10 protein-coding genes are annotated in these 13,595 nt (G+C 63.4%); 8 read left to right on the top strand and 2 right to left on the bottom strand.

The window, feature by feature from the left end; translation table 11 throughout:
* Positions 1-188 precede the first annotated feature (188 nt).
* The 4 genes from LU684_RS19755 to pcaQ all read left to right on the top strand — a co-directional run bounded on the left by LU684_RS19755 (position 189) and on the right by pcaQ (position 8,474).
* Positions 189-4,214, top strand: coding sequence for a bifunctional nitrate reductase/sulfite reductase flavoprotein subunit alpha (locus LU684_RS19755; RefSeq protein ID WP_232894948.1), 4,026 nt, complete (start codon positions 189-191; stop codon positions 4,212-4,214).
* Positions 4,215-4,504: 290 nt separating this feature from the next.
* On the top strand, positions 4,505-7,057 hold the full coding sequence (gene nirB / locus LU684_RS19750) for a nitrite reductase large subunit NirB (RefSeq protein WP_232894947.1): 2,553 nt from the start codon (positions 4,505-4,507) through the stop codon (positions 7,055-7,057).
* On the top strand, positions 7,057-7,419 hold the full coding sequence (gene nirD / locus LU684_RS19745; protein WP_016485304.1) for a nitrite reductase small subunit NirD: 363 nt from the start codon (positions 7,057-7,059) through the stop codon (positions 7,417-7,419). Before nirB ends, nirD begins: the two co-directional genes overlap by 1 nt.
* Positions 7,420-7,541: 122 nt before the next feature.
* Positions 7,542-8,474, top strand: coding sequence for a pca operon transcription factor PcaQ (gene pcaQ / locus LU684_RS19740; RefSeq protein WP_016485305.1), 933 nt, complete (start codon positions 7,542-7,544; stop codon positions 8,472-8,474).
* A gap of 61 nt (positions 8,475-8,535) precedes the next feature.
* On the opposite strand, the gene LU684_RS19735 is transcribed toward pcaQ, so the two are convergent.
* On the bottom strand, positions 8,536-9,867 hold the full coding sequence (locus LU684_RS19735) for a hypothetical protein (RefSeq protein ID WP_232894946.1): 1,332 nt from the start codon (positions 9,865-9,867) through the stop codon (positions 8,536-8,538).
* Positions 9,868-10,232: 365 nt separating this feature from the next.
* On the opposite strand from LU684_RS19735, the gene LU684_RS19730 reads away from it, so the two are divergent.
* The 4 genes from LU684_RS19730 (at position 10,233) to LU684_RS19715 (ending at position 12,529) form a co-directional block, all read left to right on the top strand.
* Entirely contained in the window at positions 10,233-10,985 is a 753-nt protein-coding gene (locus tag LU684_RS19730; RefSeq protein ID WP_016485307.1) for an FKBP-type peptidyl-prolyl cis-trans isomerase, read from the top strand.
* A 288-nt stretch (positions 10,986-11,273) separates the two neighbouring features.
* A complete protein-coding gene (locus LU684_RS19725; protein WP_016485308.1) occupies positions 11,274-11,714 on the top strand; it encodes a YkvA family protein in 441 nt (146 codons plus the stop codon).
* Positions 11,715-11,825: 111 nt separating this feature from the next.
* The gene (locus LU684_RS19720; RefSeq protein WP_016485309.1) at positions 11,826-12,164 is read left to right on the top strand and encodes a helix-turn-helix domain-containing protein; all 339 of its coding nucleotides are present in this window, start codon (positions 11,826-11,828) and stop codon (positions 12,162-12,164) included.
* The gene (locus LU684_RS19715; RefSeq protein WP_016485310.1) at positions 12,161-12,529 is read left to right on the top strand and encodes a hypothetical protein; all 369 of its coding nucleotides are present in this window, start codon (positions 12,161-12,163) and stop codon (positions 12,527-12,529) included. Before LU684_RS19720 ends, LU684_RS19715 begins: the two co-directional genes overlap by 4 nt.
* 59 nt (positions 12,530-12,588) lie before the next feature.
* Here the strand turns inward: LU684_RS19715 and LU684_RS19710 are convergent, their stop codons facing one another.
* Positions 12,589-13,557: an EAL domain-containing protein gene (locus tag LU684_RS19710; RefSeq protein WP_023047312.1), complete on the bottom strand. Its 969-nt coding sequence runs from the start codon at positions 13,555-13,557 to the stop codon at positions 12,589-12,591.
* Between the last annotated feature and the right edge of the window lie 38 nt (positions 13,558-13,595).

The following is a 13,595-nucleotide window of genomic DNA, read 5'->3' as shown; positions in this document are numbered from 1 at the left end:
CCTGTGGGAGCGGGCGTGCCCGCGAAAGGGCCGGTATGGCTGGCCCATAAATTGCTGATCTCCCTTCATCCCGGGCTATCAACGTCGACAGCCCATAAAAACTCACGACAAAGGCGCCGTGTTGCCCCACTTGCTCAGCAAGGCGGGGCAGCCGGCGCCTTTTTGCGTTTTTCAACAGGAGCCCGCCCATGGCCAATAGCGAAGTACGCAGCGTCTGCCCCTATTGCGGCGTTGGCTGCGGCATCGTCATGAGCGTTGCCGATGGCAAAGTCGTCAAGGTCAGTGGCGACAAGCAGCACCCCAGCAACTTTGGCCGGCTGTGCACCAAAGGCCTGACCGCGCACCTGCCGCTGACGGCCGCCGGCCGCCTCGAAGACGCCTATGTGCGCCAGCAGCGCAGCCAGCAGCCGGCGCGCACTGGCATGGATCAGGCTATCGCCGACGCAGGCAAACGCCTGCGCGGCATCATTGACCAGCATGGCCCCGACGCTGTGGCGCTTTACGTGTCGGGGCAGATGTCGCTGGAAGCTCAATACCTGGCCAACAAGTTGGCCAAAGGCTTTATCCGTACCCGCCACATCGAGTCCAACTCGCGCCTGTGCATGGCCAGCGCCGGCAGTGGCTACAAGCTGTCGCTCGGCGCCGATGGCCCACCTGGCAGTTATCAGGACTTCGAGCACGCCGACGTGTTCCTGGTGATCGGCGCCAACATGGCCGACTGCCACCCGATCCTGTTCCTGCGCCTGCTCGACCGGGTCAAGGCCGGCGCCAGGCTGATCGTGGTCGACCCGCGGCGCAGCGCCACCGCCGACAAGGCCGACCTGTTCCTGCAGGTACGCCCCGGCACTGACATGGCCTTGCTCAACGGCCTGTTGCACCTGCTACACCGTAATGGCCACACCCACCGCGATTTCATTGCCCGCCACACCGAAGGCTGGGACGAACTGCCAGCCTTCCTCGATGACTACAGCCCGGAGCGCGTGGCGGCCATCACCGGGTTGGCCGTGGGCGACATCATGAAGGCCGCCGAATGGATCGGCAGTGCCAACGACTGGATGAGCTGCTGGACCATGGGCCTGAACCAAAGCATCCACGGTACCTGGCACACCAACGCCATCTGCAACCTGCACCTGGCCACGGGCGCCATCTGCCGCCCCGGTAGCGGGCCGTTCTCGCTGACCGGCCAGCCCAACGCCATGGGCGGCCGTGAAATGGGCTACATGGGGCCCGGCTTGCCAGGCCAGCGCTCGGCGTTGGTGGAGGGCGACCGCGCGTTTGTCGAGCAGCAGTGGCAACTGGCACCCGGCAGCCTGCGCAGTGAAGGCGGCGAGGGCACGGTGGCACTGTTCGAGCAGATGAACGCGGGTGAAGTGAAAGCGTGCTGGGTCATCTGCAGCAACCCGGTGGCCAGCGTCGCCAACCGTCAGCAGGTGATCGATGGCCTGTGCCAGGCCGAGTTGGTGATTACCCAGGATGCCTTCCTCGACACCGAAACCAACCGCTACGCCGACATCGTGCTGCCGGCCGCGCTGTGGGCCGAAGGCGAGGGTGTAATGATAAACAGCGAACGCAACCTTACCCTGATGCCGCGCGCCGTCGAGCCGCCCGGGCAAAGCCTGCCCGACTGGCAGATCATCGCCCGGGTGGCCTGCGCCATGGGCTACGCCGAAGCCTTCGACTACCCCGATGCCGAAGCGGTGTATGAAGAAATCCGCCATTTCCATAACCCCGCAACGGGCTACGATCTGCGCGGCATCGGTTACGCCGAGCTGCGCCGGCAACCACACCAGTGGCCTTGTGCACCCGGCCATGGCAGCGACCGCAGCCCATTGCGCTACCTGAACGACGGCAGCAGCCAGGCGCTGCTGCACGATGCCCAGGGCGATCGCCCGGCGCTGGCCTTTCCTAGCGCCAGTGGCAAGGCGCGTTTCTTCGCCAGGCCCTGGTTGCCGGCAGCAGAATTGCCGGATGACGACTACCCCATGGTGCTGAACACCGGCCGTGTGCAGCACCAGTGGCACACCCTGACCAAGACCGGCAAGGTGCCGGCGCTGAACAAGCTGGAGCCTGGCCCTTTCGTCGAGGTCCACCCCGACGACGCCGCACGCCTGGGCATGGCTGAAAAAGACCAGGTCGCCATCCGCTCGCGGCGCGGGCAAGCCGTGCTACCGGTGCGAATCAGCGACCGGGTGCTGCCAGGCAACTGCTTTGCGCCGTTTCACTGGAACGACCTGGTCGGTGAGCAACTGGCAATCAATGCCGTGACCTGCGATGCGGTCGATCCACTGTCGCTACAGCCGGCTTTCAAATACTGCGCCGTGGCCCTGCAGCGGGTCGCCGGCGAGCGTATCGACGCCCTTGAGCTGCACACTGCCATTCTGGAGCCAGTCCGCATGCCCACTGCCACCCTGTCCCGTCTGCTTGGCCTGGACACACTGCCAGCCCCGGTGCTGGCAGAAGAAGAGCGCCATTACCTGCAGGGTTTCCTGCTGGGCCTGGAGCAGGCCCGCGCCGAGGGCGTGCCTAGCCTGCCTGCCAGTGCGCCACTGGCAGGCAACCGCCGGCTGTTTATCGACGGCTTGCTGGCCGGGCTGTTCGCTCAGCCGGCGGCGCTGCCCGTTGCAGCGTTGGTGGCCCCACGGCACCAAGTGTTGTGGGCCTCGCAGACCGGTAACGGCGAGCTGCTGGCCGAGCGTTGTGCCGAACACCTGCGCGGTGCCGGCCTTGATGTGCAGCTCAGTTGCATGGAGGCGGTCAGCCCAAGCCAACTGCAGGGCGCGGCCAGCGTGGTGCTGATCACCAGCACCTTTGGCGATGGTGACGCGCCCGACAGCGCGGCGGCATTCTGGCAGGCCTTGCAGGGCGAGGAGGGCGCCTGTTGTGCCGAGCTGCCCTATGCCGTGCTGGCCTTGGGCGACTCCAGTTACGACCAGTTCTGCGGCTTTGGCCGCAAGCTTGACCAACGCCTGGCCGAACTGGGTGGGCGTCGCCTGCTGCAACGGGTGGACTGCGAGCCGGACTTTGACGCAGCGTTCGCGGGGTGGCTAGACGCCTTGCTGCCCACGCTGGGCAGTGCCGCTGCACCGCAGCCGGCGAGCCACCCCGTACCCATGCCGGCCTACAGCAAACAGCAACCTTGGGCTGCCACCTTGCTGGAAAACCACCTGCTCAACGGCCCCGGTGCCAGCAAGGAAACTCGGCAACTGGTGTTCGACCTGAGCGGTAGCGGCTTCAGGTATGCCCCCGGCGATGCCCTGGGCGTGTGGCCGCGCAATTGCCCGGCCCTGGTCGACGAACTGCTGGCGCTGATGCAGCTCGATGGCCAGACGCTGGTCGAGCTCAAGGGCCAGCCTGCCATGCCCCTGGCCGCAGCCCTGCAAACGCACCTGGAGATCGCCAAGGTCACCGGTCAGCAACTGCAGGCCTTCGCTGGCAGTAGCCCGGACCTGCAGCGCCTGCTGCGGCCGGAGTGCAAGGCCGAGCTGCAGGACTGGCTGTGCGGCCGGCAGTTGGCCGATGTGCTGCGCGCCTTTCCCCAACAGCTGCCGCTGGCCGACTGGCTTGGCCTGCTCAAGCCCTTGCAGCCGCGTCTTTACTCGATCAGCTCCAGCCCGTTGGCCCATCCGGGCCAGGTTCACCTGACCGTCTCCACCGTGCGTTATGGCGAGCGCAAGGGGGTGTGTTCGGCCTTCCTCGCCGACCGTGCGCAAGCGTTGAAGGTGGCCATTTTCCCGCAGGTATCTAAGCACTTCCGGCTGCCCGAGGACGACAGCGTGCCGGTGATCATGGTTGGCCCAGGTACCGGCGTTGCACCGTTCCGGGCGTTTCTTGAAGAACGGGAGGCGCGGGGCGCAAAAGGGCGGAATTGGCTGTTCTTTGGTGAGCAGTACGCCGCTACCGACTTCTATTACCGCGAACAGTTGCAGGCTTGGGAGAAAGCAGGGCACTTGCGGCTCGACACGGCGTTCTCGCGGGATCAGGCGCTTAAGGTCTATGTGCAGCAGCGCATGCTCGAACAGGGCGCCCAGCTGTGGCAGTGGTTGGAGGCGGGGGCGTATTTCTATGTGTGTGGCGATGCGCAGCGCATGGCCAAGGATGTAGATGCGGCGTTGCGCACGGTTGTGGCTGAGCATGGCGGGATGGATGAGGCGCAGACGGCTGCCTATGTCGAAGGGTTGAGCAAGGCCAAGCGTTATCGGCGGGATGTGTACTGAGTGCACCGGGATGGGCTGATGTGCACCCCGGTTGTGCATTTTGATCGCCTGTGGGGCCCCTTCGCAGCACAAGGCTGCTCCTACAGGGATCGCGTGCTCCTGTAGGAGCAGCCCTGTGCTGCGAAGAGGCCGGTACAGGCAAAGTAATTGGCACATTCCCTGCTTTACCTCCACTACAACAAGCCCCACTGATCAACGGCGATCAACCTGGGGGCACACCGTGATGAATACAGGCAAAGGCGCCTGGAGCTTCGGCTCCAGGCGCTTTTTTTTTGATCGAGGATCGGCTTATGAAGGCAACAGCGAGCAGCGGGCAACGAGAGCGACTGGTCATCGTCGGCAACGGCATGGTCGGCCACCATTGCGTCGAACAACTGGTCAGCCGCGGCGCCCTGCAGCGCTTCGAGGTGCGGGTGTTCGGCGAAGAGCGCCAACGTGCCTACGACCGTGTGCACCTTTCCGAGTACTTCGGCGGCAGCTGTGCCGAGACCCTGGCCCTGTGCGAACACGAGTTCTACCCCGCCAACGGCGTGCACCTGCACCTCGGTGAGGCCGTGCTGGAAATCGACCGTGAGCGCTGCGAGGTCGTCACCGCCGAGGGGCGCTATGGCTACGACCAACTGGTCCTTGCCACCGGCTCCTACCCGTTCGTGCCGCCGATCCAAGGCTCCAGTGGCTATGCCCGCCTGGTCTACCGTACCCTCGACGACCTCGATGGCATTCGCGCCGCAGCCGCTGGTGCCCGCCGTGGCGTGGTGGTCGGTGGTGGCCTGCTGGGCCTGGAGGCCGCCAATGCGCTCAAGTCGCTGGGCCTGGAAGCCCACGTGGTGGAATTTGCCCCACGGCTGATGCCGGTTCAGCTGGACGGCGAGGGCGGTGCCGCGCTCAAGGCACAGATCGAAGCGCTGGGCGTTGGCGTGCACCTGTCGCGCGCCACCCAGTCGATCAGCACCGGTGAAGCATTCCGCTACCGCATGAACTTCGACGGTGGCGAGCACCTGGAAACCGACCTGATCGTGTTCTCCGCCGGTATCCGCCCACAGGATGCCCTGGGCCGTGGCTGCGGCCTGGATATCGCTGTGCGCGGTGGCGTGGTAATCGACAACCACTGCCGCAGCAGCGACCCGCGCATCTTCGCCATTGGCGAGTGCGCGTCCTGGAACGGCAGCGTGTTCGGCCTGGTCGCCCCCGGCTACAGCATGGCGCGCAACCTGGCCGCATTACTGATGGGGGAGGCGGCGGTAGCGTTCACCGGCGCGGACATGTCGACCAAACTCAAGCTGCTGGGCGTGGATGTCGGCTCGATCGGCGATGCCCATGGCGCCACCGCCGGTTCACGCAGCTACCGCTTCATCGACGAAGCCAACAGCGCCTACCGCCGGCTGGTGGTGGACGCCAGCGGCAAGCACGTGCTCGGCGCGGTGCTGGTCGGGGACAACACGTATTACGACACCCTCTTGCAGTACGCCCAGAACGGTATTGCCCTGCCAGCCGACCCTGCAGCGCTGATCCTGCCCCAAGGCGGTGGTGCACCGGCCCTTGGCGCCGATGCGCTGCCCGATAGCGCAACCATCTGCTCGTGCCACAACGTCAGCAAGGGCGCGGTGTGCGCGGCCATCGACAGCGGCTGCAGCGACCTTGCTGCGGTCAAAGGCTGCACCAAGGCCGCCAGCGGCTGTGGTGGTTGCGCGGCCTTGCTCAAGCAAGTGTTCGAGCACGAGCTGACCGCCCGCGGCGTAGCGGTGGACAAAAGCCTGTGCGAGCATTTTACCTACACCCGTCAGGAACTGTACGGGCTGGTGCGGGTGGAGGGCATCCGCACCTACAGCGAGCTGCTCGAACGCCACGGCAAGGGCCACGTTGGCTGTGACATCTGCAAGCCGGCGGTGGGCAACATCCTCGCCTCGTGCTGGAACCAGCCGATCATGGACCCCGCGCTGGTGCCGTTGCAGGATACCAACGACACCTTCATGGCCAACATGCAGAAGAACGGCACCTACTCGGTAGTGCCGCGCATTCCCGGGGGTGAAATCACCCCCGACAAGCTCATCGTCATCGGCCAGGTGGCCAAAAAATATGACCTGTACACCAAGATCACCGGCGGTCAGCGCATTGACCTGTTCGGTGCCCAGTTGCACGAACTGCCGCTGATCTGGGGCGAGCTGATCGACGCAGGCTTCGAAACCGGCCATGCCTACGGCAAGTCGACCCGCACGGTGAAATCCTGCGTGGGCAGCACCTGGTGCCGTTACGGCGTGCAGGACAGCGTTGCCATGGCCCTGCGCCTGGAAGACCGCTACAAGGGCCTGCGCAGCCCGCACAAGCTCAAGTTTGCAGTGTCGGGCTGCACCCGGGAATGCGCCGAGGCGCAGAGCAAGGACATCGGCGTGATCGCCACCGACAAGGGCTGGAACCTGTACGTGTGTGGCAACGGCGGTATGCGCCCACGGCATGCCGAACTGTTTGCCACCGACCTGGACGACGAAACCCTGGTGCGGCTGATCGACCGCGTGTTGATGTTCTACATCCGCACGGCCGACAAGCTGCAGCGCACCTCGGTGTGGCGCGAAAACCTGGATGGCAGGCTGGGCTACCTGAAGCAGGTGATCATCGACGACAGCCTGGGCCTGGCCAGCGAGCTGGAAGCGCAGATGCAGCATGTGGTCGACCAGTACGAGTGCGAATGGGCCAACGCGCTCAACGACCCGGAGAAGCTCAAGCGCTTTCGCACTTTCGTCAATGACCGGCGTGCCGACCCCGACGTGCACTTTGTGCGCGAACGCGAACAACGCCGGCCCGCTGCACCGCTGCACCTCATTGCTACTGTCGAGGAGGCTGTCTGATGAACCTGTCCAATGCTGCTGTGAAAACCCACGCGAACTGGCAAGCGGTGTGCCTGGCACAAGACCTGGTGCCCGACTCTGGGGTGGTAGTGTGGCTGGACGGGGCCCAAGTGGCGCTGTTCTACCTGCCGGGGCAGGCGCAGCCGCTGTATGCGGTGGACAACCGTGACCCGCGGTCCGGTGCCAACATCATCGGCCGCGGGCTGGTGGGCAGTGTGCAGGGCGAGCTGGTGGTCGCAGCGCCGTTGTACAAGCAGCATTTCAGCCTGCAGACCGGGGAGTGCCTGGAGGATGGCGGGCAGAGGTTGCGGGTGTGGCCGGTGCGCTTGAACGGTGAGGCTGTGGAGTTGGCGGTGGGCTGAGAGGTTGCGGGGGCTCGGCAGTTGTTCGCCGTTGCATTTTCGTCGCCTGGGAAATCGAGCGCCGCGCGGGCGGCGCTCGGTCTCCCAGGCGATGAAGATCCTGATGCGGTAAGCTTTAAACCATGAACCTCGACACCCGCATCAAATACCGCCACCTGCTGTGCTTCCTGGAGATTGCCCGGCAGGGCAGCCTGGCCAGGGCTGCCGACGTGCTCGCCATCAGTCAGCCGGCCATCTCCAAGACCCTCAAGGAGCTCGAAGACCTGCTGGAAGCGCGCCTGTTCGCGCGTAGCCGGCAGGGCGTCGAGCTTACCCCGGCCGGGACCCGTTTCATGCGTTATGCCGGGCCCAGCGTGCAAGCCCTGCGCGATGGCGTCAGCAGCCTGCGCGGTGAAGCGCGGGCGCCGTCGCAGGTGCGTATTGGCGTGCTGTCGACGGTCGAGGGCCTGCTCATGCCCGAAGTGCTGTGCCGCATGCACCAGCGCCATGAAGCGCTGGTCATCAGCGTGGCCACCGGGGTCAGCGCGCAGCTGCTCGGTCAACTGCGCCTGGGCGAGCTGGAACTGGTGGTCGGGCGTATGACTGACAGCCCGCAGATCCAGGGGCTGTCGTTCGAACACCTGTACAGCGAGTCGATGAGCCTGGTGGTGCGCCCGGGCCACCCGCTGCTGGCCAGCACGCCCGTCGAGCGGGGGCAGGTCGGGCGTTACCCGCTCGTGCTGCCGCCCGCCGGGACCACCATCCGCCAGCACGCCGACAGCCTGTTTGTGCAATGCGGCATCCAGATGCCGGCGCAGCGCCTGGAGACCTTGTCGCTGGCCTTGAGCCGGCGTTACGTGCTGGGCAGTGATGGCCTGTGGGTGGCACCGCGCGATGCCGTGCTGCTCGACCTGCGCCGAGGCGAGCTGGTCGAGCTTGACCTGGGCGTGCGCGAGCCCGGCGGCTCGGTTGGCATCTGCCGCAATGCGGCCTTGCCGCAGAGCCTGCCGGGGCAGTGGGTATGCGAGGTGCTGCGTGAGGTGGCGGCGCAATATCGGGAGCAGTCGTATCCGTGAGCATCGTGGCCGTTGAGCGTTTCCAGCTGAGAAACGCTCGCACGGATCACCCCGGTAGCAATCACGTAGCCCGCAAGGAGACCGCGATCACACAAGGCACAGTGGAGCCTCGGTCCTCTTCGTCACGGCCACTGAGCAACAGGCGTTGGTTAGGTGTATCGAGGGCGATCGACCCCGTCGATGTATAGAAGCCGTCCTCGGGTAGATGAGCGCCGAACGTGCCATAACCGTGAGGAGGGACGAAGATGGTGTCAAATTTGCCGTCCGAGGTGAAGCGAAAGGCAAGAGAGTGGGTGTAGAACATGCCATAGCCGACCAGGCCGCTCGCTACCTCGACGCCTGCGTACCAGCCTCCGGGGCGGTCGAATACCAAAACGTTGCCGTCATTGAACTCTTTGGCTGGCTTGCCGGAATAGTCGATGCGGTAAACAGTCGGGTGGCTGATATCTGCATCGAGGGAGTAAAGTTCGCCATAAAAACTGAAGCGTTGAGAGATGGCATCCACTGAAAAGCCATTGTTGATCACCCAAGGGTCCGACCAATGCTGGCCATGATCGCCAAAGGCATCATCCATTTTTCCGTCGAGGGTCAAGGCCGTAGTGACGCTGTACGCATCGCCGTTGCGCATCAGGTAAAGGGGTAGTAGCAGACGCTCCGGGCCAGAGGGGAGCGTGAAACTGGCAATACCATCGATGATGTGATCCTGGGCATTTGGAATCAGCTTGAGCACATCAAGGACGCCATCAGTCGCAAAACGCTTCCATAGCGCGCCTTCGAGGTCGAGCGCGATCACCACCGGTTCGAACATCTGAGGCCCGCGACGCAACCCACTGGCGAAAATTCGATCTTTCGCCAGTGCCACGTGTTCTAGCAGCAGCTCTTCTTTGATCACATCACGAATATCTACGAATCCTTTGCCTTGGCCAAATGTGAGGTCCGGTTCCCCCGAGGCAGTCAATTTCCAGAGGTGACTTGTTGATTCACCCTCCACGCCCTCCACGCGGGCAATGATCAGTAAATTCCCTGCAGCATCTTCAACGAGGCCGCTCAGCCTGCTGTAGGCAGCTTTTGGTACCTGATTGAAATCGAAGACGCCATCGCCATGGAAGCCGCTATCCAACCCCCCGCGTTCATTCAAGCAAGCCACGAAGACCTTGAACTCATCGGTATTGGGGTTGCTACTCCTACCCATTACATAACTGCGCCCACGGCATGTCCTGCTATTGATGACCCCATTACTATCGGCGCGAGACCCAGTTGCCTTTTCGAAGATACATGCAAGCCCGCCGACGCCATAATGTTGATCGATCGGCGCCTTCGGCAATGGAGTAGATGATGGGGCCGGACCGGAGGGGAACAGGGTTGAACGGTTAGGCTTTCGTGAGGCGTTCATGACATTTCCTTTGAAAAGGGTACATGCAGAGCGCGCGGCCGCAATGGCGGGTCACTCAGATTTGGCAAATTACGTTGCCTGGTCATTGGAAAGCAGGCTCGAGTTCGGCGCTACTGGCAGAAATGTCAGGTTTTTCGGCTTGCTCGCTGAGCCTTTTGTTGTTTAAAAAGGCTGTTGGCTGCGAGGCGCTGTCGCTGCGAATGGTCAATACTGGCCATTGCCTCGGAAGATTGTGAAGAAGCGCACTGCCTACTGAACTTAGTCCGTGAAACCCGCTCCTATGCCGGTAGCCATTGGTCATGGCCGCCTGCTAAGCTCGCGGCTTTACCCTGATTGCCCTTATGGCGCATGAACAAGGAATTAGCATGAAACAGCATCGTTTGGCGGCTGCGGTTGCCCTGGTAGGCCTGGTACTGGCTGGCTGTGATCAACAGGCCAGCAGCCCCGAGCTGAAGACTCCGGCGCAGAAAGCCTCCTACGGTATCGGCCTGAACATGGGCAAGAGCCTGGCTCAGGAAGGCATGGAAGACCTTGATTCGAAATCGGTCGCTCTGGGCATCGAAGACGCGGTTGGCAAGAAAGAGCAACGCATCAAGGATGAAGAGCTGGTAGAGGCGTTCACCGCCTTGCAGAAACGTGCCGAAGAGCGTCTGGCCAAGGCCAGCGAAGAAGCCGCCTCGGCCGGCAAGAAGTTCCTCGAAGAAAACGCCAAGAAGCCTGGCGTGGTCACCACTGCCTCGGGCCTGCAGTACGAAGTGGTCAAGAAGGCCGATGGCCCGCAGCCCAAGCCGACCGACGTGGTCACTGTTCACTACGAAGGCAAGCTGATCGATGGCAAGGTGTTTGACAGCTCTGTGGAGCGTGGCAGCCCGATCGATCTGCCAGTCAGCGGTGTGATCCCGGGTTGGGTTGAAGGCCTGCAGTTGATGCACGTCGGCGAGAAGTACAAACTGTTCATCCCGGCTGAACTGGCTTACGGCGCACAAAGCCCAAGCCCGCTGATCCCGGCAAACTCGGTACTGGTGTTCGACCTGGAACTGATCGCCATCAAGGACCCGGCCCAACTGCAAGGCGCTGAGCCGGAAGCCGAGGCTCCAGCTGAAGCACCTGCCAAGTAACACTGGCTGGTGCTTGCCAAACGCCCCGTTCTGACGGGGCGTTTTCGTTTTTGGCGATTGGACGAACCTGCGACAACTGATACTGTCCGAGAAAATGCAGTGTGTAGATGTAGGATGTTTCTGACGCAAATCGTTTGCGGTCCGGCATCCACGGCTTGAAACGGCTGTGTAAAAAACGCCCGATCTGACCGTGGCCCTTGCCTGGCAGGCACCTGGGGTCAGAAACGTACCCCTGTTCACAAGGTTATCCACAATAAATGTGGATAACCTGTTCCGCCTGGAGGCTCCATGAGCGCACCTTGGAATTTTGCCCGTTTCCTGCCCTTGGCCGAGCGCCTGCTAAGCCGTGGCCGGCTGCCGGCCCTGCTGTTTGCAGTGGCCCGCAAAGGCCCGCGCCTCGGCCAGCTGCGTGAGGACGTGAAGCTGCTGCAGTCGCTGTGCCTGGCGTGGTGGCGCGGCGAGTATCGCGCCATAAGCCCCAAAGCGCTGGTCACCATTGTGGCCGGCTTGTTGTACTTCGTCAGCCCCATCGATGCCATCCCCGACTGGTTGCTGGGCGTGGGTTTTCTGGATGACATCGCCGTGCTGGGCTGGGTGTTGAAGACTGTGGCCGATGAACTGGCGCGCTTCAGGGCCTGGCGCGACAGCCAGGCACCCGAGCGGTTGCGCGTGGTCGAGCGCCTGCCAGCGACCCCGCAAGCGCTGGGCCTGGAGCGCAATACGCAGTGAAATCAGCCTGAATTGCTCCTCAACCGGACAGACCCCGGAGTTGGTAATATAATTGGCATAAGGGTTATGCCTACGGATTACATGCTGTAATCCTTTTTTAAGGGGTTTGTAATGGGTATTCAGGTCATCAGCCGGGACGGTCAACCCGAGTACGCCGTCGTTCCCTGGGAGCAGTACCAGGCACTGCTCAAGGCAGCAGGGCAGGCGCCTGCCGAGGCGGTTGCCACTGAAGATGCCGGCTCCGCTGCCGTGGCGCCCATGCCGGCGTTCAGTGAAGTAGGGCAGATCCGCCAGGCCAAGGGCATAGCCCCTGAGCAACTGGCGCGCAATGTCGGGGTGAGCCCGGCGTATCTGGCCATGATCGAGTCGGGCGAACGTCAGCCGGATGCTGCCATCCGACGCGCCTTGGCTTGGCACCTGGGGGTGGCTGGCTGGAGCGAGCCATCATGAGCCAGGTCAGGATCAGCCGTCAGCACTGGGAGAACCTGCTGGGCGAGCTTGATCTGGCCCGACGTCAACGTCACTTGCTGACCTACCGAGCGCTGATCGAGCGACTGCAACTGCCCAGCCCCGCCATGCAGACGCTGACTGCCGCGCTGGAGTACCTGGCAGTGCTGGATGCCCGTGCCGAGCAGCCGTTGCGCAGCTCGCTGGTAATCAGCCAGGGCGCCAGCCGTTTACCGCGCACCGGCTTTTTTGAATGTGTCGAACGGCTGGGGCGGTTTGCCGGGCCGGTCGATGGAATGGAGGCGGCCTCCTGGCATGCCTCCGAGGTGGCTCGGGTGTTCGAGTACAGCTACCCCGAAACCGCCTGATGGGGGCCTGTTCTGGCCCTGTCGCCGGCAAGCCAGCTCTCACAGGCACACCCCATCACTCAGAGCCTGTGCTGTACCTGTGGGAGCTGGCTTGCCGGCGATAGGGCCAGGGCAGGCAAACCATGCCGGTGGATTAATCCACAACCTTTGCCGTCAGCATCCACCACCTCCAATGCCTCCAGGTGCCGATGCCGCTCAAACAACTCCAGCAACTGCCCAAGCGTGGCATTGAGCCGCACTGTCGGTTGCTCGGCCAACGGCACGCTGCCCAGCGCCGGTAACGGCCAGCTTTCCCGTACGCCCAGCTCTTGCGGGCGCCCCAGCAGGTAGCCCTGCACCAGGTCTACCCCCATCTCGGTCAGCACTGCCAGCTCCTCTGCCAGCTCGATGCCTTCGGCAATCACCTGTGCCTTCGATGCCCGGGCAATCTGCAAGATCGAGCCAACGAACTCGCGCTTGAGCGGGTCGCGGTGAATACCGTCGATGAAGTGGCGGTCGATCTTCACGTATTCAGGGCGCAACTCCGACCACAGGCGCAAGCTTGAATAGCCCGCGCCCAGATCGTCGAGGGCTATTGAAAAGCCCATGTCACGGTAGTGGTGCAGCGCATTTGACAGCAGCTGGAAGTCGTCGGTCGGGGTGTGCTCGGTCAGCTCGATTACCACCCGGCTGGGCGGCAGGCCGACCTGCTCCAGCAGCTTCAGGGTGAGGCCGGACGGGTAGTGCGGCTCCAGCAGCGATTCAGGCGAGATGTTGAGAAACAGCTTGCCCTGCAACTGCTGTTCGCTAAAGCGCCGGCAGGCACTTTCCCGGCAAGCGGCTTCCAGCTCGGTGAGGCGGCCGGCCTGGCGGGCGATGCTGAACAGGTTCAGGGGTGCATGCAGCGGGCTGTTGGACGGCCCACGGCTCAGCGCTTCATGGCCGAAAACCCGTTGCTCGCTCAGGCACATGATCGGCTGAAACAGACTGTGGATGCTGCGTTGAGCCAGGATGGCACTCAAGGCACTGAGCTGTTCGGCGACGGTCATGACATATTCCTGAAAATGAAAGGGCCGGGCATTTGCAT

The organism is Pseudomonas sp. NMI542_15 (assembly GCF_021283425.1).
In the GTDB taxonomy this organism is placed as follows: domain Bacteria; phylum Pseudomonadota; class Gammaproteobacteria; order Pseudomonadales; family Pseudomonadaceae; genus Aquipseudomonas; species Aquipseudomonas fortuita.
This window is presented reverse-complemented; position numbering and strand designations above follow the sequence as displayed.

Excerpts from the sequence above, each read along its gene's own strand:
- LU684_RS19755 (WP_232894948.1), top strand. The coding sequence starts at position 189 with ATGGCCAATAGCGAAGTACGCAGCGTCTGCCCCTATTGCGGCGTTGGC.
- nirB (WP_232894947.1), top strand. The coding sequence starts at position 4,505 with ATGAAGGCAACAGCGAGCAGCGGGCAACGAGAGCGACTGGTCATCGTC.
- nirD (WP_016485304.1), top strand. The coding sequence starts at position 7,057 with ATGAACCTGTCCAATGCTGCTGTGAAAACCCACGCGAACTGGCAAGCG.
- pcaQ (WP_016485305.1), top strand. The coding sequence starts at position 7,542 with ATGAACCTCGACACCCGCATCAAATACCGCCACCTGCTGTGCTTCCTG.
- LU684_RS19735 (WP_232894946.1), bottom strand. The coding sequence starts at position 9,867 with ATGAACGCCTCACGAAAGCCTAACCGTTCAACCCTGTTCCCCTCCGGT.
- LU684_RS19730 (WP_016485307.1), top strand. The coding sequence starts at position 10,233 with ATGAAACAGCATCGTTTGGCGGCTGCGGTTGCCCTGGTAGGCCTGGTA.
- LU684_RS19725 (WP_016485308.1), top strand. The coding sequence starts at position 11,274 with ATGAGCGCACCTTGGAATTTTGCCCGTTTCCTGCCCTTGGCCGAGCGC.
- LU684_RS19720 (WP_016485309.1), top strand. The coding sequence starts at position 11,826 with ATGGGTATTCAGGTCATCAGCCGGGACGGTCAACCCGAGTACGCCGTC.
- LU684_RS19715 (WP_016485310.1), top strand. The coding sequence starts at position 12,161 with ATGAGCCAGGTCAGGATCAGCCGTCAGCACTGGGAGAACCTGCTGGGC.
- LU684_RS19710 (WP_023047312.1), bottom strand. The coding sequence starts at position 13,557 with ATGACCGTCGCCGAACAGCTCAGTGCCTTGAGTGCCATCCTGGCTCAA.